The sequence below is a fragment of the Streptomyces sp. OZ13 genome (genome assembly GCF_052068155.1).
In the GTDB taxonomy this organism is placed as follows: domain Bacteria; phylum Actinomycetota; class Actinomycetes; order Streptomycetales; family Streptomycetaceae; genus Streptomyces.
On sequence record NZ_JBQHCZ010000003.1, the window covers coordinates 92,804 to 113,568 of the forward strand.

The following is a 20,765-nucleotide window of genomic DNA, read 5'->3' on the forward strand; positions in this document are numbered from 1 at the left end:
TCCGTGCGTCCCGCACTCCACACTCAGGAGACTACTCATGAAAGCGCTGCTCAAGCGCCTGGCCTCGGCGCCCGGCGGCCGACGCACCAAATGGCTCGTCCTGCTCGGCTGGATCGTCGTCGTCGTGGCCCTCGGCCCGCTCGCCGGAAAACTCGGCGAGGTCGAGGACACCGGACCGAATGCCTTCCTGCCGCGGGGGGCCGAATCGGCCGCGGTCAACACGGAGCTGGAAAAGTTCCGCACCGACGAGGTGATGCCCGTCGTCGTCGTATACAGCGCCGACCGGCCGCTCGCCGCCGGTGACCGCGCCGCGGCCGAGTCGGACCGCCGCGCCTTCGCCCCGCATGTCGCCGAGGGCCGGCAGTTGTCGCCCGTGCTGCCGTCCGACGACGGCAGGGCCCTGATGGTGGTCGTACCGTTGTCCGACGAGCTCGGCGACCGGGTCGAGGAGATCCGCGACATCGCCGGCGCGAACGCCCCGCCCGGTCTGGACGTAGCGGTCGGCGGGCCGGCCGGCTCGCTGATGGACCAGGTCGCGGTGTTCGACACGCTCGACGCCACCCTGATGATCGCCACCGGTCTGGTGGTGGCCGTGCTGCTGCTGATCACCTACCGCAGCCCGGTGCTGTGGCTGTTCCCGCTGCTGTCGGTCGGCTTCGCCGCCGTACTGACCCAGGTCGGCACCTATCTGCTGGCGAAGTACGCGGGGCTGCCCGTCGATCCGCAGAGCGCCGGCATCCTGATGGTCCTCGTCTTCGGCGTGGGCACCGACTACGCGCTGCTGCTGATCGCCCGCTACCGGGAGGAGCTGCACCGCCACGAGGACCGGCACGTGGCGATGAGGCTCGCGCTGCGGCGTTCGGGGCCGGCGGTCCTCGCCTCCGCCGGCACCATCGCCGTCGGACTGGCCTGCCTGTCGCTGGCCGACATCAACTCCTCCCGCTCGCTGGGGCTGGTCGGCGCGATCGGCGTCGTCTGCGGCTTCCTGGCGATGGTCTCCGTGCTGCCGGCGCTGCTGGTGATCGCGGGCCGCTGGGTGTTCTGGCCCTTCGTGCCGCGCCACGGCACGCCCGCACGGAAGGCGGTCACCGTCTGGTCCCGTACCGGTGCGGCCGTCGCGCGGCGTCCGCGCTGGTCGTGGCTGATGTCGGTCGGCGTCACGGGTGTGCTGGCGCTCAGCGCGTTCGGCATCAACATGGGGCTCACCCAGTCGGAGATGTTCCAGGACAAGCCCGAGTCGGTCGTCGCCCAGGAGCGGATCTCGGCCCACTTCCCGTCGGGCGCCTCCGACCCCGCGAAGATCGTCACGAACGCGGCGCAGGCCGGCGCTGTCGAGGCCGCCGCCACGAAGGTGCCGGGCGTCGCCCGGGTCGACGCGGGTGACCGCACGCCCGACGGCGAACTCGCCACGCTGTCCGTCGTCCTGGAGGACGCTCCGGACAGCGACGCGGCCAAGGACACCGTCGACGCGCTGCGCTCCGCCGTCGGCGACGTGGAGGGGGCCGGCGCCCTGGTCGGCGGCACGACCGCGCAGACCCTGGACACCCAGCGTGCCGCCGACCGTGACCTGCGGACCGTGATCCCGGTGGTGCTGCTGGTGGTCCTGCTCGTACTGGTGTGGCTGCTGCGGGCGATCGTCGCCCCCGTGCTGCTGCTGGCGACGGTCGTGCTGTCGTACTTCGCGGCGCTCGGCGCCTCGAATCTTCTGTTCGAGCATGTGCTCGGCTTCGCCGGTGTCGACTGGTCGCTGCCGCTGATGGGCTTCGTGTTCCTCGTCGCCCTCGGCATCGACTACAACATCTTCCTGATGCACCGCGTCAGGGAGGAGTCGGAGCGGCTCGGCCTGGCACGCGGGGTGCTGGAGGGCCTGACGACCACCGGCGGGGTCATCACCAGCGCGGGCGTCGTGCTCGCCGCGACGTTCGCGGTGTTCGCCGGACTGCCGCTGGTGACGATGGCGCAGATGGGCACCCTCGTCGGCATCGGCGTCCTCCTGGACACGTTCCTGGTCCGTACGGTGCTGGTGCCCGCGCTCGCCCTCGACCTGGGCCGCTGGTTCTGGTGGCCGGGCCGGCTGTTCAGGGCCGGGGCACGGGCGGAGGCCGCCGCGGAGCGGCCGGCGCCGGCCGGGCGCGCGCCGGAACGGGTCTGACGCCCCCAATACAGTCCGGGGCACACGGCCCTCGCGGGGCCCGTCGCATCGCGGCGGGGCCCCGCGCCGTCGCCGGGCGGCCCTTAATTGCCGCCCGTCTGCGGTGCCTGTGGCGTCCGCACACTACGATCTGCGGCCATGGGGGGTTCGCGGACCGACCGCCTCTCGCGCACCGCGCGTCCCACGGCTCTGCTGAGCGCCGTGGCGACGCTCCTCGGCGCGCTCTTCATCTGCCTCGGCCCGGCCGGTGCCCACCACGGCAGGCCCTCTCCCCGGGCCCATGGCCCCGGGGCGACGGATGCGGCGGAGGCGAGGACGCCCGCGGCGCAGGAGCGGACGGCGGCCCACACGGCGACCGCGTACAGCTGCCCGTACGACGACGGCGGCTGCGGGCTGCTGCCGGTGCTCAGCCCCGCGGTGCTCACCGTGCCGCCTCCGCAGCCCGACGGTCCGCTGGAGGCGGGCACCCCGCTCCCCCATCCCGGGCCCGCCGCCGACTCCGGCGGCCGAGGCCGTTCCGGAGTGCTCGCGCGCGCCCCGGACCTGCACGTCCTTCAGGTGCTGCGGACGTGACACCGCCCGCACGACCTCGCACGCATCGCTGAACCCCCCATTCCGCAGACTTCACGAAGGACACCGCCACCATGGCTTCCCGTAACACCACCAACGACCGCCGGGCCCGGATAGAGCAGATGCGCCGGGCCGAGCAGTCCCGTGAGCGCCGCAACCGCATCCTCACCGTCGGCATCAGCGCCGTCGTCGTCGCCGGCCTCGTCGGCTTCGGTGTCTTCGTCCTCAACAAGGAGTCCGAGGAGAAGGAGCAGCGCGTGGCCGAGGCGAAGGCCCCGGTCAAGGACGAGAAGTCCTGGGACGCGAAGAAGCTCGGCCGCAACCACGTCGAGACGGCCGTCTCCTACGAGATGAAGCCGCCGGTCGGCGGCGACCACAGCCAGGTGTGGATGAACTGCAACGGCGACGTCTACAAGGAGGCGATCCCCGAGGTGAACGCCGTCCACTCGCTGGAGCACGGCGCGGTGTGGGTGACGTACACCGACAAGGCCGCCAAGGGTGACGTGGACAAGCTGGCCGAGAAGGTCAAGAAGACGCCGTACACGCTGATGAGCCCGTACAAGGACCAGCAGGGCGCGATCATGCTGAGCGCCTGGGGCAAGCAGGTGACCGTCGACTCGGCCGACGACAAGCGGGTCAGCCAGTTCTTCACCAAGTACGTGCAGGGCCCGCAGACGCCCGAGCCGGGCGCGGCCTGCACGGGCGGACTGAGCGGCAAGTGAGGGGCATGACGCGTACGCACTGGGCCGCCGTCACCGCGGTGGTGCTCGCGCTGCTCTTCGCGGGGGCGGCCACGGTGGCCTCCGCGGGGAGCAGCGGATCCGCTGCCGCGGACCGTACGCCGGCGGGGGCGTCCGCGGACGCCGGTTTCGCCCGTGACATGTCCGTCCACCACCAGCAGGCGGTGGAGATGTCGTTCATCGTCCGTGACCGGACGAAGGACGAGGAAGTGCGCAGGCTCGCGTACGACATCGCCAACACGCAGGCCAACCAGCGCGGCATGATGCTGGGCTGGCTGGACCTGTGGGGTCTGCCGAAGGTGGACGCGGACGCCGAGCCGATGGGATGGATGGCCTCGGGAGGCTCCGGCCACGGCGCCCACAGTGGCGGACACGGGGCCGAGGACGGTTCGCTGATGGCCGGCATGGCGAGCAGGGCCGACCTCGAGCGGCTGGGGCGGCTCAGCGGCAAGGAGGCGGAGGTCCTCTACCTCCAGCTGATGATCATCCACCACAACGGCGGGATCGCCATGGCCAAGGGCTGCGTCGAGCAGTGCACGGTCGAGGTGGAGCGCGATCTGGCGCAGGGCATGGTGGACGCGCAGGCGTCCGAGGTCGAGCTGATGGTCGATCTGCTGCACCGCCGCGGCGCGGAGCCGCGCACCTGACACGCGTCGCGGTTCGCCCACGGCCCCGTCCCGGACCTCTCCGGGACGGGGCCGTGCGCGTTCCGGTGCTCGCGGGGTGCGGGCGGCCGGTGCCGCGCAGGCGCGGGCGGCTGCGGTCGCGTACGCCGTACGGCGCCACGAGAATGAGGTGGCTCGGGGCCTTACGGCATCCAGGAGGCACGACCCATGACCACTGCGAAGGACATCATGCACCCGGGGGCCCGGTGGATCCCCTCGCACGAGACGCTCGACCGGGCGGCGCAGCTGATGCGGGAGCTGAACGTCGGCGCGCTGCCGATCGCCGACGCCGACGAGCGGCTGTGCGGCATCCTCACCGACCGTGACATCGTGGTCGGCTGCGTCGCGATGGGCCACGACCCGTCCAAGGTCACGGCGGGTGAGATGGCCAAGGGCACCCCGCGCTGGATCGACGCCGGCGCGGACGTGTCGGCGGTGCTGCGGGAGATGCAGGGCCACCAGATCCGGCGGCTGCCGGTGATCGAGAACAAGCGGCTGGTCGGGATGATCAGCGAGGCGGACCTGGCGCAGCACCTGAGCGAGGACCAGATCGCCGGCTGGGCGGAGCGTGTCTACGCGGAGAGCGGCACGGAGCGTCTGAAGAGCGCGGGCTCCATGACCTGACGGCCCTGCCGGGGGGCGGGACCGGCACGGCCCGCCCCCCTTCGGCCGTGTCGTGGGGCGATGTGCCGCGCATCACCCTGAAGGACATCGCGTCAGAAAGACGATTACACTGGGCCCGTGCCTCAACTACGCCTCGCTCTGAATCAGATCGACTCGACCGTCGGTGACCTCGCCGGCAACGCCGAGGCGATCGTGCACTGGACCCGGCACGCCGCCGAGCAGGGGGCGCATCTCGTCGCCTTCCCCGAGATGGTGCTGACCGGCTATCCCGTCGAGGACCTCGCGCTGCGCTCGTCCTTCGTCGAAGCCTCCCGTGCCACGCTGCGCGCGCTCGCCGCCCGCCTGGACTCCGAGGGGTTCGGCGAACTCCCGGTGATCGTCGGTTACCTGGACCGTTCGGAGACGGGCCGGCCCCGGTACGGTCAGCCCGCCGGGTCGCCGCGCAACGCCGCCGCGGTGCTGCACCGCGGTGAGGTGGCGCTCAGCTTCGCCAAGCACCACCTGCCCAACTACGGCGTCTTCGACGAGTTCCGCTACTTCGTGCCGGGCGACACCATGCCCGTGATCCGGGTCCACGGCATCGACGTGGCACTCGCGATCTGCGAGGACCTCTGGCAGGACGGCGGCCGGGTGCCCGCCGCCCGCAGCGCGAAGGCCGGGCTGCTGATCTCGGTCAACGCCTCGCCGTACGAGCGTGAGAAGGACGACACCCGCCTGGAGCTGGTGCGCAAGCGCGCCCAGGAGGCCGGCTGCACGACGGCGTACCTGGCGATGATCGGCGGGCAGGACGAGCTGGTCTTCGACGGCGACTCGATCGTCGTCGGCCCGGACGGCGAAGTCGTGGCCCGGGCACCGCAGTTCGCGGAGGGCAGCGTCGTACTGGATCTCGAGCTGCCCGCCGCGGCCGCCGACGCGCCCGAGGGCGTCGTGGACGACGGGCTGCGCATCGACCGCGTCGTGCTGTCCGAGGAGCCGCTGCCCGCGTACGAGGCCGAGCTGACGGGCGGTTACGCCGACCGGCTCGACGACGACGAGGAGGTGTACTCGGCGCTGGTGGTCGGCCTGCGCGCGTACGCCGCCAAGAACGGGTTCAGGTCCGTGCTGATCGGCCTGTCCGGGGGCATCGACTCCGCCCTCGTCGCCGCGATCGCCTGCGACGCGCTCGGCGCGCAGAACGTGTACGGCGTCTCCATGCCGTCGAAGTACAGCTCGGACCACTCCAAGGGCGACGCGGCCGAACTGGCGCGGCGGACGGGGCTGAACTTCCGCACCGTACCGATCGAGCCGATGTTCGACGCCTACATGGGTTCGCTGGGGCTGACCGGGCTCGCGGAGGAGAACCTCCAGTCGCGGCTGCGCGGCACGATGCTGATGGCGATCTCCAACCAGGAGGGCCACATCGTCCTCGCGCCGGGCAACAAGTCCGAGCTGGCGGTGGGGTATTCGACGCTCTACGGCGACTCGGTCGGCGCGTACGGGCCGATCAAGGACGTCTACAAGACGACCGTGTTCCGGCTCGCCAAGTGGCGCAACCGGGCCGCGGCGGAGCGCGGCCAGACCCCGCCGATCCCGGAGGCGTCGATCACCAAGCCGCCGAGCGCCGAACTGCGCCCGGGGCAGGTGGACACCGACTCGCTGCCGGACTACGACGTGCTGGACCGGCTCCTCGAGCTGTACGTGGACCGCGACCAGGGCAAGGACGCGATCGTGGCGGCCGGCTTCGACGAGGCGCTGGTGACGAAGACCCTGCGGATGGTGGACACGGCGGAGTACAAGCGGCGCCAGTACCCGCCGGGCACAAAGATCTCCGCGAAGGGCTTCGGCAAGGACCGGCGGCTGCCGATCACGAACCGCTGGCGGGAGACGACGAACTGACCGGCTCCGGTGCGAGAGGGCTTCCCGCGATCACGCGGGAGGCCCTCTTTCCGTCGCCGTCCCGGTCGAGCACCCCGGCCACGGCGGCGATCGCGAGACCCACGACGGCGAGGACCGCGCCGACGAACGCCGGAGACGTCCAGCCCCAGCCCGCCGCGATGGCCGCGCCGCCGAGCCAGGCGCCGCCCGCGTTGGCGAGGTTGAACGCGGAGTGGTTGGAGGCGGAGGCGAGCGTCGGGGCGTCCTTGGCCTTGCGCATCACCAGCATCTGCAGCGGTGTGGTCGTCAGGAAGCCGACCGCGCCGAGGACGACGACGGTCGTCAGGGCGAGCCACGGGACGTGGACGGTGAACGGGAAGGCGGCCAGGACCAGCGCGAGCGCGGTCAGGGAGCCGTAGAGCGTAGGCCGCAGCGCACGGTCGGTGAGAGGGCCGGCCGCGAGCGCGCCGAGCGTCATGCCGATGCCGAACAGGGCGAGGACGAGGGTGACGGACGACTCCCCCAGACCGATCGCCCCGGTCGTCATCGAGGCGAGGTAGGAGTACACGGCGAACACTCCGGCGAAGCCGAAGACGGCGGTCAGCAGGCCGAGCAGCACCTGCCGGTCGCCGAGGGCGCGCAGTTCGCGGCCGATGCCCTGGTGGGCGTCGAGCGGCATGCTCGGCACGAGACGGGCGAGGGCGGCCATGGCGACGAGACCGATGGCGGTCACGACGAGGAACGTCGCGCGCCAGCCGAGCTGCTGGCCGAGCGCGGTCGCGGCGGGGACGCCGACGATGTTGGCCACGGTGAGCCCGAGGAACATGGTCGCGACGGCACGCGCCTGCCGGTGCTCCCGTACGAGGCGCGCCGCGACGACGGCGCCGACACCGAAGAACGCGCCGTGCGGCAGTCCGGCGAGCACGCGCCCCGCGAGCAGGGTGCCGAAGCCGGGTGCGAGGGCGGAGGCCAGGTTGCCGACGGTGAACAGCGCCATCAGGAGCAGCAGCATCCGCTTGCGCGGGACGCGGGAGCCGAGGCCGGTGAGCAGCGGGGCTCCTATGACGACGCCGATGGCGTAGGCAGAGACGAGATGGCCCGCGGTTGGCACGGAGGTGCCCAGGTCCTCCGCGACGTTGGGCAGCAGGCCCATCATCACGAATTCGGTCGTTCCGATGCCGAAGGCGGACACGGCGAGGGCGAGGAGCGCCAGGGGCATGGGAGGGAGAGCCTTTCCGAGTAAGTTCGTTCTCGGAACAAATGCTCTCAGACGTTTTGTTCCTCGCGGTGAACAGCGGGTTGCGCCGGCGTTCCCCCGCCCCCCGGACAGACGGCCGCGCCCGGCCCTCGCGGGCCGGGCGCGGTCACAGGGAGGGCCGCGGTGGGACCAAGGTCACAGGTCCACGCGGGCCGCGATCGGCAGGTGGTCGCTGTTCGTCCGCGGCAGCGTCCACGACGACACCGGCTCCACGCCGCGCACCATGATCTGGTCGATCCGCGCCATCGGGAACGCCGCCGGCCAGCTGAAGCCGAAGCCGTCGCCCGCCGCGCCCTGCGTGGAGCGCATCTGGGACGTGACGGCGTTCAGCGAGCGGTCGTTCATCGTGCCGTTGAGGTCGCCGAGCAGCACGACTCGGTCCAGCCGCTCGCGGGCGATGGCCTCGCCCAGCGCGTCGGCGCTGTCGTCCCGCTGGTTGGCGGTGAAGCCCGCGTGGAGCTTCACGCGGACGGACGGCATGTGCGCGACGTACACCGCGACCTCACCGCCGGGCGCCGCCACCGTGGCGCGCATCGCGCGGGTCCAGCCCATCCTGATGTCGACGGGCGAGACGCCGGTCAGGGGGTACTTGCTCCACACCCCCACCGTGCCCTCGACGGCGTGGTGCGGATACGTGGCGGACAGGGCCTTCTCGTACGCCGTCACCTGCCCCGTCGGAAGCTCCTGCAGTGCGAGGACGTCGGCCCCGGACGCGGCGACGTCCTCCGCGGTGCCCACGGGGTCCGGGTTGTCCGCGTTCACGTTGTGCGTGGCGATCGTCAGATCGCCGCCGGTGGCCGCGGACTTGCCCAGCAGCCCGCCGAAGAGGTTGAGCCACACGACCGCCGGCAGCAGCACGGCGATCAGCGCGGTGGCGGAGCGTCGCAGCACCGCCGCGACTGCGATCAACGGGACGAACACGCCGAACCACGGCAGGAACGTCTCCGTCAGGCTGCCGAGGTTGCCGATCCGGTTGGGGATGTGGGCGTGCAGGATCATCAGCAGGGCGACCAGCACGGCGCAGACGGCGAGGACGACGCCGCGCCGCCAGATCCCGCGGTCGCCGCGCCACCGCTCGGGCACCCCCCGGAGTCTGCCGGCAAAGGACCCGGTGGGCCGCGTCCGGGCCGTGCCGTTCCCCGTGTCCGCCGTGTACGCCTGCGCCATAGAGCTGTCCTCACTGCCTTGCTGTCACGCCCGGCCTCGCCGCCGTCCTTAGGACCCTAGGCGATGACCGGTGGTCGTCCCGCCGTCCGGGGACGGCTGTTCTGCCTCGATGACGACGTGGGCGCACGCCGGGTTCCTGCCGCCGGGCTTGGCGCGGAGGCTGTGACAGAACGGGCACACTCGGTGCGTCGGGGATCACACCGCGGTGGGCGTGTCGGTGCCCCCGAAGGCGGCGACGCGGCGTGTGAGGGGGTCCTCTTTCCCCGGGTGGCATGAAGTGCCACCATGGGAGGCGATCCGGGGACGCCGTCAGGGCGCCTCGAGATGACGAAGGAGCCGAATACTCATGACGCTTCAGCCTGCCCAGAAGGCCACCGACAGCAGCAAGGCGCTGTACGGCGGCAAGCAGTCGCGCCGCATCACCGTGCATGACATCGCCGCCGCCAAGGAGCGCGGCGAGAAGTGGCCCATGCTCACCGCCTACGACGCCATGACGGCGTCCGTCTTCGACGAGGCAGGGATCCCCGTGGTCCTCGTGGGCGACTCGATGGGCAACTGCCACCTCGGTTACGAGACCACCGTGCCCGTCACGATGGACGAGATGACCCTCCTGTCCGCCGCCGTCGTACGGGGCACCAAGCGCGCCCTCGTCGTCGGTGACCTGCCCTTCGGCGCGTACCAGGAAGGGCCGGTACAGGCCCTCCGCAACGCGACCCGGCTGGTCAAGGAGGCAGGCGTCGGCGCGGTCAAGCTGGAGGGCGGCGAGCGTTCGCTGGCCCAGACCGAGCTGATCGTCCAGTCCGGCATCCCGGTCATGTCGCACCTGGGGCTCACCCCGCAGTCCGTGAACACCATGGGCTATCGGGTGCAGGGCCGCAGCGACGAGGCCGCCCACAAGCTGATCCGTGACGCCAAGGCCGCCCAGGACGCGGGCGCGTTCGCGGTGGTGCTCGAGCTGGTCCCGGCCGAGCTCGCCGCCGAGGTCACCCGCTCCCTGCACATCCCCACCATCGGCATCGGCGCCGGCCCCGACACCGACGCCCAGGTCCTGGTGTGGACCGACATGGCCGGCCTGACGGGCGGCAAGGTGCCGCGCTTCACCAAGCAGTACGCCAACCTCCGTCAGACCCTCGGCGACGCGGCGAAGGCGTTCGCCGACGACGTCGCGGGCGGCGCGTTCCCCGCGGAGGAGCACAGCTTCCACTGAGCCACGCCCGCCGCCGCGAAGAGCCACTCCCGGCACAGACGACAGCCCGCCGATCTTCCCCCGTCGGCGGGCTGTCGGCGTAGTGTGATAGATGGCCTCGGGGGACCGCACGCACCGCCAGGAGGCGGGAGATCATGGCCGCGATCATGAGCAGGAACTTCGACTCCGCCGACGAGACCCGTGAGTTCAAGGACGGGAAGGGCAAGCTGGACGTCATCAACACGGAGCACGGGCCGGTCGGCCGTGCCGTGTTCGAGCCGGGCTGGCGCTGGTCCACCCACATCAAGCCGATCGCGGGCACGGACAGCTGTCAGGCCGCGCATGTCGGTTACACGGTCAGCGGGCGTATGAAGGTCGTCATGGACGGCGGCGAGACCGGCGAGTTCGGCCCCGGCGACTTCATGTCCATCGCACCGGGGCACGACGCCTGGGTCGTCGGCGACGAGCCGTGCGTGGTGCTCGACTGGGTCGGCTTCGGCGACTACGCGAAGTCCTGACCCCTCCCGTCTCCGCGACCACCACAGGCCGCCGGCGGCCTGCCGGTGCGGGGCCGCCGAGCTACGGGCCGTCGTGCGTGAAGGGGGCCCAGAGCATCGGATTCGTGAGGTCGGCGTCGCGCAGCTCGGCGACGGCACGGTGCAGGGCCACGGCGGCGCCGGCCGAACAAAGCCGGTCCGATGCGCCGAGGTTCCGGTAGAACGCGGCGGCGACGGCGGGCGCGACCCGGTCCTGGACGGACCACAGGGTGGAGACGACATGGCGGAACCCCGCCATGCGCAGCGCGGCAGCGGTGTGGATGGCCTCGTCCGGCAACTGCCCGCCGCCCAGCCGGGTGTGGCAGGCGGAGAGGAACGCCAGGTCCGCACCGTCCAGTCGGAGCTCCGCGAAGTCGAGCACGTTCATGTCACCGTCACGCAGGCACAGGCCCGACGTGGCGGGTGCGTTCATGTCCAGCCTGCCGTGGCAGGCGAAGTGCGCCCACGGGTGTCCGGGCAGCTGCTCCCGTACCGCCGCGACGGTGGCCGCGCCGTCGGCCAGGGTGCTCAGCCGCCCCTGGCCGAACACCTCCCGCAGCCCTCGGAGTTCCTCGGGAACTCCCGGCAGGGGCGCGTGACCTCGCTCGGTGTCGGACAGTGCCACGGCCAGCAGCCGGGGATCGCCGGCCGCCGGCCGCCGCCTTGCGTCGACGAGTGCGGCAAGGGTCGAGGTGTAGGACGACACCACCGCGAACGGCAGCCCGACCGGCTCGGTCCGGTCGGCACCGGTGCGCGGGTAACGCCCCGCCGCGTGCAGCGGCAGCGACACCAGGGAGGCCGTGGGACACCACCAGATCCGCGGCGGCGCCTCTGACCTGTACGGAAGGTCCAGCCGGTCCAGCACGGGCCGGGCGATCCTCTCCCACAGCCATTCCAGGGTGTCGTGGACGGTGTGCCGCGCCCGTTGCCGGACCCGGCCCGTGGCACCGGGTGCCAGCGCGTCGCCCAGGTGCTCGAGGTAGGTGTTGCAGACCCGGTCCATGGCGCGGAAGTCGACGTCGGGCAGCGGTACGACGTCGACCTGCCCGCCCGGCAGCACGAGGAGCGCGTCGCAGCGCACGGCGCTGATGTTGACGATGACCACGGGGCCCTCCGCCGCCGCGGGAGCGAGTTCGCCGAACGCGGGCGGGGCCAGGAAGCGCTCGAAGCCCGGCAGGCTCCTGACCCGGTCGCGCAGTCGTGTCCAGCGGCGGGCCAGCCGCATCCGGGTCTCCGGGTCGACCCTGCCGGCACCGTCCAGTGCGGAGCGGATCTCCTCCGACTCCGCCGCGAGGGACGGCTCCCGCGCCGCGAGGGCGTCCAGGTCGCCGCGCAGGTGCAGCGTCGAACGCCACAGCACCGAACGCCCCTGCTCCAGGAGTTCCACCGCCAGCTCCGGCCGGCCCTCGCTGATCGCGAGGGCCGCCGCGTCCCGCGGCATCGCGGCGCCGCTGCGCAGGCCCTGTTCCTGGTCGGCACGCTCCAGACCGGTCCAGCCGAGGTCCCGCAGCAGGGAGACCGCGACGCGCGCCCCCACCAGGGCGTCTGCGGTGTCGCCGGCCTCGTGGGCGAGGCCCGCCCACATCCGCGTGGCGGACAGACGGTCCTCGGGCGAGGAGCCGACGGCGCGGGCCGCCTCCCGGAGCGCCGTCAGCGCGGCGTCGCGGTCGGGGCCGTCCGGTGCGTACCGGAAGCGGTTCACCAGCGCCACGGTCAGACCGATCAGCACTTCGGCGCGGTCCACGTCCGTCGCCTCACATGCGGCGACCGCCGCGGTGAAGGCCCCCACGGCCTCTTCCACCTCGGCACGGCCAGGCCCTGCCCCGTCGCGCGAACGCAGCAGCAGTGAGCCGAGGAGCCGCTGCGACTCGACCGTGTTCTCCCTGCTCACCGCGGTGGCCGCCGCCTCCCGGGCCGCGACGACCGCGGCGTCCCGGTCGCCCTCCTCGTCGAGTGCCGTGGCCAGCAGGACCAGCAGCTTCGGTCGCAGGGCGTGTGAGCGGGGCACGGCCGCCAGCGCGCGGCGGGCCTCGTCCGAGGTCGCGGCGCGACCGGCCGCGAACAGGGCGTGCGTCAGCGTCCGCGGATGGTCCGCGGGCGCCTCCCGCAGGACGGTCCGCGCCTCTTCCGCCACCGCCTCGGCCTCGCGCCGGTCCTGCGACCGGCGGGTGAGGGAGGCCCGGCTGCGCAGCGCCGACGCGAGGTTGGTGGCGGCGTCCGCCCGTTGCCTCGGGGTGTCCGCGGTGCGTGCCGCGGCGCGCAGCAGGTCGACGGCGTCGTCCAGATCGTCCGGCGAACCTCTGCGCGAGCCCCGCACGGCCAGCGCCGCCCCGAGATTGGTGCGCGAGACCGCGTCGTCCGACGGCAGGCGCCCGACGGCCGCGCGCCCCAGCGCGACGGCCTCGTCCAGGTAGCTGTCGATCGCGTCCGCCGCGTCCGCACCGTCGGTGCCCGCTGCCGGCCCGGCACCGGCGTCCGCGTGCTGGACGGCCAGCGACGTCAGGGCGCCGCAGAGGCTCGCCTCCAGGTGGGCCCGTGATCCCTCGTCGCCGCCCGGCCGCGTCAGTGCCTGCCTGCCGATGTCCAGGGCCTGCCGCACCGGATCCTCGTCGCCGAGGACCTGGGACAGGTCGCGGAGCAGCGCGACGGCAGCCCGTGCGGCGTCCATGCGCCCCGGATCGTCCGGGGGACGGGCCGACAGCTCCGCCTGCGCCACGGTGACGGCCTCGCGCAGGTCGGCGGTGTGTCCCCGCAGGTCGTACCGGTGGCGCAGGACTCCCCGTAAGGCCCCCAGCAGCGCCGCCCGTGCCGGATGTCCCTCGGGGGCCAGGCGCACCCCGTCCCGGGTGATGTTGACGGCCGCTACGAGGGCCGCGTCGTCGCCCGTCTCCTCGAACTGCTTGAACGCGGCCTCCGCCTTCAGGTACTTGACCACCGGCGCCACCTCCGGGTCCACCGGAGGACCGGTGCGGGCGGCCTGAAGCCGCCGGAGGTTGGCGGCGGCCTGGGGGTGGCCCATGGAGGCCGCGATCCGGAACCACAGGGCCGCGTCCGGGTCCTCCTGGTTGTGCAGCAGCACCCCAAGGTTGTTGGCGGCTTCCGGATGCCCGTGGCGGAACGCCTCGGTGTACCAGAGACGGGCCATGCGGATCCGGCCGGTGCGCTCCGCCAGCAGCGCCAGGTTGTACATCCCGTTGAAGTCGCCGTACTCCTCTGCGGCCTCCCTGAAGAGCTTCTCCGCCTCCTCGGTACGACCGTGGCGGTCCAACTCCACCCCGCGCAGCAGCAGTTGCCGCCCACGGCCCGCCACCGCCCCGTCGCCCCCGACCTTGCCCTCACCGCTGCCCACCGCCATGAGCCCCCCTTGCCACGAGTGGTCGAAACAGCACTCAAGGTAAACCGGCGCTCATTACAGTGTGGCCATGTCCGACGCAGCGGCCCCTGCCTATCTCGCCACCACCGACCGGGAACTGACCGACCGCGCCTACGACTTGCTCGAGGCCGGGCAGATCACGGTCTCCCCGCACGGCTCTGGCGACGTGTACGGCTTCGTCGTGGCCGGTCCGTGTCCCCGCTGCGACCACCGGATCGTCGACCGGCAGGTCTCGGTCGCGCTCACCGGCACCGGCGGGGTGGGCCGTTCTGCGGGCGCCGGCCCGGTGGAGAGCGTGGTGCTGGACATCTCCTGCGGCTGCGGCAGCACCCACCTGGACGCCCCGGAGGGCCTGACGGGGTGCGGTGCCAGCTTCCGCCTCGAACTGGACATCGTGTGAACCTGCGTCCTCGCAGGCCGGCCGGTCCGCCCACTGCGACCGACCTGGCGGAGCGGGACCGGTTCCGGGAACTGGTGCGCGAGTCGCTGCCCGCGGTGCGTGCGAGCGCGGAGGCGTGGCGGAACGGCCTGGCGGCCTTCATCACCCTGATCGGCGCGGCGATCGTGATCAAGGGGCGGGGCACCACCGCCGAGCTGCCCTTCGGCTGGAGGGTCGCCGTCACCGTGCTCGTCGGCGGTGGACTGGCCCTGGCCGTGGTGGGTCTGTGGCACGCCCTCGCCGCGCAGGCGGGAAACCGGCCGCTCGCCGTCACCCTGGCCGACATCCACCGCGATCACGGGTCGGTGGACGGTTTCGAGGTGGCGACGGCGATACGGGCCGCCCGGCGGCTCACCCGTGCCCGCCGTGCGGTCGCCGTGGCCCTCGCCCTGCTGTTCGCCGGCACCGCGCTCACCTGGTGGGCGCCCGCGGCCCGGCCCGCCTTCCTGAAGGTGACGCACGGCTCGGGGACCACCTGCGGCGTTCTGTTGTCGGCGGACGGCGGCAAGGTCCGCCTCTCCGTGGCCGGGCGGGCGGGCCCGGTCGAGATCCCGCTCGGGTCGGTCGACAACATGGCCGTGACCGGCGCCTGCCCCTAGGCCCCGCCCACGAGGTCCCGCCCGCCTGCCGGTGTCCGTCGGCGGCCTGTCGGTGATCTGTCGGCCGTCTGTCGGCGCGGGCGGACACCGTGGTCCCCATGACGCGAATCGACAAGAACGCCGTCGAGGTACGGGGCCTCGTCAAGCACTTCGGGGAGACCAAGGCGCTCGACGGGGTGGACCTCGACGTCCGCGAAGGCACGGTCCTCGGGGTCCTCGGCCCCAACGGCGCCGGCAAGACCACCCTCGTACGCTGCCTCTCCACGCTGATCGTCCCCGACGCCGGCCACGCCACCGTCGCCGGCTACGACGTGGTCCGGCAGCCCCGTCAGCTGCGCCGCACCATCGGGCTCACCGGCCAGTACGCCTCGGTGGACGAGAAGCTGTCCGGACGGGAGAACCTGTACATGATCGGGCGGCTGCTCGACCTGTCCCGCAAGGACGCCCGCCGCCGCGCGGAGGAGCTGCTGGAGCGCTTCTCGCTCGCCGAGGCCGCGAAGCGGCCCGCGGGGCAGTACTCGGGCGGTATGCGGCGCCGGCTCGACCTGGCCGCCTCGATGATCGGCCGACCGGCCGTGCTGTACCTCGACGAGCCGACGACCGGGCTCGATCCCCGCACCCGCAACGAGGTCTGGGACGAGGTGCGGCGCATGGTCGCGGAGGGCGCGACCGTGCTGCTCACCACCCAGTACATGGAGGAGGCCGAACAGCTCGCGAGCGAGCTGACCGTCATCGACCGGGGCAGGGTCATCGCGGGCGGAGCCGTGGACGAGCTGAAGGCCAAGGTCGGCGGGCGCACCCTGCAGATCCGGCCGAGCGACCCGGCACAACTCGCCGCCATGGCAGGGGCGGTGGCCGAGGCCGGGCTCGACGGCATCGGAGGCGTGTCGGCGGTGCCGGACGAAGGACAGCTGTACGTACCGATCCTCAGCGACGAGCAACTGACCGCGGTCATCGGCGTGCTGAGCACTCACGGCTTCCGGATCGCGCACATCGGCACCCACCTGCCCAGCCTGGACGAGGTGTTCCTCGCCATCACCGGCGGCAAGACCCCGCCCGCACCCGTCGGCACCACGATCCCCGAGGAGGTCGCGGCATGAACGCGGCAACCGTCACCGCCCCCGCCGCCGTTCCCCGCACGGAGGGGAGGATCGGCCTGCAGGCCAACCTGCGGCACATCGGCGCCCTGGTGCGCCGCAACATCATGCAGATCAAGCAGGACCCGGAGTCGATGTTCGACGTCCTGCTGATGCCGATCGTCTTCACCCTGCTGTTCGTGTACGTCTTCGGCGGCGCGATCTCCGGCAAGGGGAACCAGGACGTGTACGTCAACTACGTGGTCCCCGGGCTGATGGCGATGATGGGCCTGAGCATCGCCATGGCCGTCGGGACAGGCATCAACGACGACTTCAGGAAGGGCGTCATGGACCGGTTCCGGACGATGCCCATCGCCCGGTCGTCGGTCCTCGTCGCGAAGATCGTCGTCGAAGTGGGCCGGATGCTGGTCGCCATCGCGATCCTGCTCGGCGTGGGCTTCCTGCTCGGGCTGGAGATCAAGACCTCCGTGCTCGGACTCCTCGCCGCCGTCGGGCTCTCGCTGGTCTTCGGCGCGTCGCTGACCTGGATCTTCATCCTGCTGGGGCTGACGATGAAGACGGCACAGGCCGTCCAGGGGATGGCGATGCTGGTGCTGATGCCGCTGCAGTTCGGGTCGTCGATCTTCACACCGCCGTCGACCATGCCCGGCTGGCTGGAGTCGTTCACCGAGTACAACCCGCTCTCCAACCTCGCGGACGCGGCCCGCGCGCTCATCAACGGCGGGCCGGTGGCGCACTCGGTGTGGATGACGCTGGGGTGGGCCGCCGCCATCACGGTGGTGACGGCACCGCTCGCGATCGCCAGGTTCCGTAAGAAGACGTGACGTTCACTCCGACCCGCGCACCAGGGCGGCGGCCTCCTCCAACGTGAGGCTGCCGCCCTCCGCGTACGCGTCCTCGAAGGCGGCGTCCCCGAGGACGGCGCGGGCGGCGTCCTCGGCGATGCGGCGGTTCTCCCGCTCCATCGAGGCCATGAAGTGCCGCGGTGGAAGCAGCACTTCGTGCGCGCCGAGCAGCCGGGCCGCGAGCAGGGCGTCACCCTCGCCGGCGATCGCACGGGCCGCCGTCAGGATGTGCACCGACGGAATCTGGGGAGCGACCACCATGGACAACGGCTCCATGGCGTAGGTGAGTGCCGTACGGACTCCTTCGCGAGCCTCCGCATAACGGCCGTCGACCGTGTCCAGCCAGGCCAGGGAGCCGATGACGATGCCCTCGAAGATGGCGAGGGTGTCGCTCCTGAGCTCCCGGCGCAGCGTCTCCAGCTCCCTGCGTGCCTCGCCGGTGCGGCCGGAGCGGCCGAGCCATGTCGCGAGCAGCGCCCTGGCCAGTGACCTCGCCTCGTACCCGGTGTCGTGTCCGGCGGAGACCACCTCGCGCAGGATGATCTCCGCCTCCTCCCCCCGGCCGGTCTCCAACAGGATGTTCGCCAGGCGGGCCCGCAGCAGGAGCGCCTGGCCCCTGGCGCCGAGCACGGCGGCGTACTCGACGGCCGCGCGGTAGTCGGCGGCGGCCTCCTCGTACGCGCCCCGCTGCTCATGGGCCTCGCCGCGGGACGAGAGCGCCTCTGCCATACCCCAGGCGTCCCCGAGGCGCTCGAAGATCCGCAGACTGCGGTCCGCGTCGCGGTGTGCGTCGCCGGCCCACATGCCGCGGTTGGCCAGGATGTTGGCCCGCCACTGAAGGGCGTTGGCCAGCTCCCACTCCGGGCCGTACTCCTCCGCGACCCGCACCGTCCGGTCGAGGACGCGGCGCAGTTGGTCTCCGTCGCCCGTGACCAGTACGGCGTAGAACCACAGGGAGGCGGGAAAGCGGCAGCTCTGCGGCTGGCCCGCGTCGTAGACGTCGACGACGCGGCGCAGCCAGGCGAGCTTCTCCGGAGTCGTCCACTTCTCGGTGCCGTGGTCCATGTTGACCATCCGGATCAGCGCGGCCTGCCGCCGGGCCTCGGCGAGCAGTTCGGGCGTGAGCGGCGGGGGCGAGTCCGTGCACCGCTCGCTGAGTGGCGGCGCAGGGCGCGCGGGCGGCCCGAAGGGGTCGTGGTGGAGGGCGGACACGGCATCGGTCCACTGGCGGGCGTCGGTGCGCAGGTCCTGCATGTGCCAGAACCAGGCCAGGGAGAGCACGAGGCACAGCGCCTCGTGCTCGTCGCGGGCGGCGACCGCCCGCCGCAGGGCGGTGCGCAGGTTCTCGTACTCGCGCCGCAGCAGGGCGAGGGCGTCGTGCTGGCCGTGACCGCGGAGCCGGGGGTCGGTGGTACGGGCGAGCTCCCGGTAGTGCACCAGGTGCCGCCGCTCGGCCCCGGCCCGCTCCCCGGCCTCGTCGAGCCGTTCGGCGGCGTACTCGGCGACGGTCTCGAGCAGCCGGTACCGCATCCGCCCGTCGGCGGTGGGCTCGGCGACGACGAGCGACTTGTCGACAAGGGCGCCGACCACTCCCGCGACGTCACCCACGTCCCCGGTGTCGGCGGCACTCCCGGCGGGGCCCGGTGCGGGGCAGACCGCTTCGGCAGCCGGCAGGTCGCAGCCGCCGGCGAAGACCGACAGACGGCGCAGGACCGCCCGTTCCTCGTGGGTGAGCAGGTCCCAGGACCAGTCGACGACCGCGCGGAGCGTCTGCTGACGGGGCAGGACCGTACGGGCGCCGTTCGTCAGGAGACGGAAGCGGTCGTCGAGACGGTCGGCGATCTGGCGCGGGGTGAGCATCCGCAGCCGCGCCGCGGCCAGTTCGACGGCGAGCGGCAGTCCGTCGAGGCGACGGCAGATCTCGACGGCCGCGGCGGCGGTCTCCTCGTCCGCGTCGACACGGAAGCCCGGCCGCGCGGACGCGCCCCGGTCGGCCAGCAGCCGCAGCGCCGTCGCGTCCGGCAGCGGACCCACCGGGCGGACCTGCTCGCCCGGGACACCCAGCGGTTCGCGGCTGGTGGCCAGGATCGTCAGACCGGGACAGCTGCCCAGCAGGCGCTCCGCCAGCAGCGCCGCCGCCTCGACGACGTGTTCGCAGTTGTCGAGCAGCACCAGCATGCGGCGCCGGGCGCAGTGCTCGGCGAGACGCACGAGCGGGTCGGCGCCGTGCGGGTCGGCGGCACGCAGCTCCTCCGCGCCCGCGCCGCGCAGCACCGTCTCCCGCGCGCCGAGCGCCGTGAGAACCGCCTCGGGAACGGCCGACGGGTCGGTGACGGGAGCGAGTTCGGCCAGCCAGACGCCGTCCGGCCAACGGCTGCCCGGCTGTGCGGCCGCCCGTTCCGCGGCCTCCTGCGACAGCCGTGTCTTGCCGGCGCCGCCGGGCCCGAGGAGGGTCACCAGCCGGGCCCGGGACAGGTCCTCGCCGATCTCGCGCAGTTCGGGTTCGCGTCCGACGAAGCTGGTGAGCCGGGCGCGGAGGTTGCCCACGGGGGCGGCCGGCGCCGGCGGGTTCAGCAACTCGGCGTGCAGTGCGGCCAGTTCCGGGCCCGGGTCGGTGCCGAGCCGTTCGGCCAGCCCGCTGCGTACCTCCTCGTACGCCGCGAGGGCCTCGGCGGGCCGGCCGGTGTCGCGCAGCGCCCGGATCCGCAGGGCCTGGAGCCGTTCGTCGAGCGGATGCGCCTCGCACAGGGCCAGCAGCTCCGGGACCGCGGCCCCGGCGCCGCCGAGGCCGAGCGCCGCGGCGATCCGCGCGCGGCGGGCGTCCAGCCTGCGGGCCTCCCACCGCGCCTCGGCCGCGGTACGGTCCGGCAGGTCGGCCAGCACCGGTCCCCGCCACAGCGCGAGGGCGTCGTCGAGGAGGGCCGCCGCCGTGGCCGCGTCGCCGTCCTCCAGCGCCCGGGTGCCCTCGCCGGTGAGCCGGTCGAACCGGTGGAGATCCACGTCGTCGGGGGCGGCGCACAGCCGGTATCCGCCGTCGGCCAGGGTGACGGCCCCGGGCCCGAGGGCGCGGCGCAGCCGGCCGACGAGCGCCTGCAGCGCGCCGGCCGGATCCGCGGGCGGATCGCCGTCCCACACCTCGTCGACCAGCACGTTCGCGGGGACCGTCCGCCCGGCCCGGAGGGCGAGCGCCGTCAGCAGGGCACGCAGCCGGACGCCGCCGGGCGGGACGGGCGTGCCGTCGTCGCGGACGGCCTGTGTGGTGCCGAGCAGGAGATAGCGCACCGGCCCATTGTCCCCGCACCACCCGCGCCCGGTGCCGGCGCCTGTGCCGCCCGCGCCGCGACCGCCGCGCACCCGGCGACGTGCCGGTGTCGCCGCCGTGCCGGTCGCGCCGCCCGCGTACGGCCGTGTCCGGTCCCTGGACCGATACCACGCACCTGCCGCCGGGCCGGGGCCGCCGCCTCCCGCCCGCCATACCGCAGGCCGCCTGCGCACGGCCTCCGGTCCGAGGCCGACCGCGTACCCGCCCCACCGGGTCGATGCCTCCGGTGTGCCGAATCCGGCGATCGGCGACCGAGTGCCGGCGGTCGGGCCGGCCCTGAGCGCGTGCCGCCCGCCGGGCCCGTGCCACCCGCGCCACGACCGCCGCGTACCCGCCGA

At 73.1% G+C, this 20,765-nt stretch carries 16 protein-coding genes; 12 read left to right on the plus strand and 4 right to left on the minus strand.

The features are described 5' to 3' along the window. Positions 1-37: 37 nt before the first annotated feature. From ACTMTU_RS07415 to ACTMTU_RS07440, 6 genes are all read left to right on the plus strand, one after another. On the plus strand, positions 38-2,152 hold the full coding sequence (locus ACTMTU_RS07415; RefSeq protein ID WP_441262684.1) for an MMPL family transporter: 2,115 nt from the start codon (positions 38-40) through the stop codon (positions 2,150-2,152). Positions 2,153-2,290: 138 nt separating this feature from the next. Then, the gene (locus tag ACTMTU_RS07420; RefSeq protein ID WP_441262685.1) at positions 2,291-2,725 is read left to right on the plus strand and encodes a hypothetical protein; all 435 of its coding nucleotides are present in this window, start codon (positions 2,291-2,293) and stop codon (positions 2,723-2,725) included. A 71-nt stretch (positions 2,726-2,796) separates the two neighbouring features. Next, complete coding sequence (locus ACTMTU_RS07425; RefSeq protein WP_441262686.1) at positions 2,797-3,444, plus strand: DUF3105 domain-containing protein; 648 nt, start codon at positions 2,797-2,799, stop codon at positions 3,442-3,444. Positions 3,445-3,449: 5 nt separating this feature from the next. After that, the gene (locus ACTMTU_RS07430; protein ID WP_441262687.1) at positions 3,450-4,109 is read left to right on the plus strand and encodes a DUF305 domain-containing protein; all 660 of its coding nucleotides are present in this window, start codon (positions 3,450-3,452) and stop codon (positions 4,107-4,109) included. A 186-nt stretch (positions 4,110-4,295) separates the two neighbouring features. Continuing rightward, positions 4,296-4,751 (plus strand): CBS domain-containing protein, encoded by a 456-nt coding sequence (locus tag ACTMTU_RS07435; RefSeq protein ID WP_441262688.1) that lies wholly within the window; start codon positions 4,296-4,298, stop codon positions 4,749-4,751. Between the two features lie 117 nt (positions 4,752-4,868). Beyond that, entirely contained in the window at positions 4,869-6,626 is a 1,758-nt protein-coding gene (locus ACTMTU_RS07440) for an NAD+ synthase (protein ID WP_441262689.1), read from the plus strand. On the opposite strand, the gene ACTMTU_RS07445 is transcribed toward ACTMTU_RS07440, so the two are convergent. Both ACTMTU_RS07445 and ACTMTU_RS07450 read right to left on the minus strand, forming a co-directional pair. Then, a complete protein-coding gene (locus ACTMTU_RS07445; protein ID WP_441262690.1) occupies positions 6,595-7,824 on the minus strand; it encodes an MFS transporter in 1,230 nt (409 codons plus the stop codon). The genes ACTMTU_RS07440 and ACTMTU_RS07445 overlap by 32 nt on opposite strands. 174 nt (positions 7,825-7,998) lie before the next feature. Then, the gene (locus tag ACTMTU_RS07450) at positions 7,999-9,030 is read right to left on the minus strand and encodes an endonuclease/exonuclease/phosphatase family protein (protein ID WP_441262691.1); all 1,032 of its coding nucleotides are present in this window, start codon (positions 9,028-9,030) and stop codon (positions 7,999-8,001) included. A gap of 346 nt (positions 9,031-9,376) precedes the next feature. Between ACTMTU_RS07450 and panB the strand changes: the two genes are divergently transcribed. Continuing rightward, positions 9,377-10,237: a 3-methyl-2-oxobutanoate hydroxymethyltransferase gene (panB, locus tag ACTMTU_RS07455; RefSeq protein WP_364597908.1), complete on the plus strand. Its 861-nt coding sequence runs from the start codon at positions 9,377-9,379 to the stop codon at positions 10,235-10,237. A 134-nt stretch (positions 10,238-10,371) separates the two neighbouring features. Then, on the plus strand, positions 10,372-10,734 hold the full coding sequence (locus ACTMTU_RS07460; protein ID WP_441262692.1) for a cupin domain-containing protein: 363 nt from the start codon (positions 10,372-10,374) through the stop codon (positions 10,732-10,734). Positions 10,735-10,795: 61 nt separating this feature from the next. Here ACTMTU_RS07460 and ACTMTU_RS07465 read toward each other — a convergent pair whose 3' ends face one another. Next, on the minus strand, positions 10,796-14,107 hold the full coding sequence (locus ACTMTU_RS07465) for a CHAT domain-containing protein (RefSeq protein WP_441262693.1): 3,312 nt from the start codon (positions 14,105-14,107) through the stop codon (positions 10,796-10,798). 67 nt (positions 14,108-14,174) lie between these two features. On the opposite strand from ACTMTU_RS07465, the gene ACTMTU_RS07470 reads away from it, so the two are divergent. From ACTMTU_RS07470 to ACTMTU_RS07485, 4 genes are all read left to right on the plus strand, one after another. Further along, the gene (locus tag ACTMTU_RS07470) at positions 14,175-14,525 is read left to right on the plus strand and encodes a hypothetical protein (RefSeq protein WP_441262694.1); all 351 of its coding nucleotides are present in this window, start codon (positions 14,175-14,177) and stop codon (positions 14,523-14,525) included. Continuing rightward, positions 14,522-15,163, plus strand: coding sequence for a hypothetical protein (locus tag ACTMTU_RS07475; protein WP_441262695.1), 642 nt, complete (start codon positions 14,522-14,524; stop codon positions 15,161-15,163). The genes ACTMTU_RS07470 and ACTMTU_RS07475 overlap by 4 nt, the downstream gene beginning before the upstream one ends. A 98-nt stretch (positions 15,164-15,261) precedes the next feature. Beyond that, entirely contained in the window at positions 15,262-16,263 is a 1,002-nt protein-coding gene (locus ACTMTU_RS07480; RefSeq protein WP_441262696.1) for an ATP-binding cassette domain-containing protein, read from the plus strand. Then, entirely contained in the window at positions 16,260-17,084 is an 825-nt protein-coding gene (locus tag ACTMTU_RS07485; RefSeq protein ID WP_441262697.1) for an ABC transporter permease, read from the plus strand. Before ACTMTU_RS07480 ends, ACTMTU_RS07485 begins: the two co-directional genes overlap by 4 nt. A gap of 3 nt (positions 17,085-17,087) precedes the next feature. Here the strand turns inward: ACTMTU_RS07485 and ACTMTU_RS07490 are convergent, their stop codons facing one another. Next, entirely contained in the window at positions 17,088-20,387 is a 3,300-nt protein-coding gene (locus ACTMTU_RS07490) for a BTAD domain-containing putative transcriptional regulator (RefSeq protein ID WP_441262698.1), read from the minus strand. Positions 20,388-20,765: the final 378 nt, after the last annotated feature.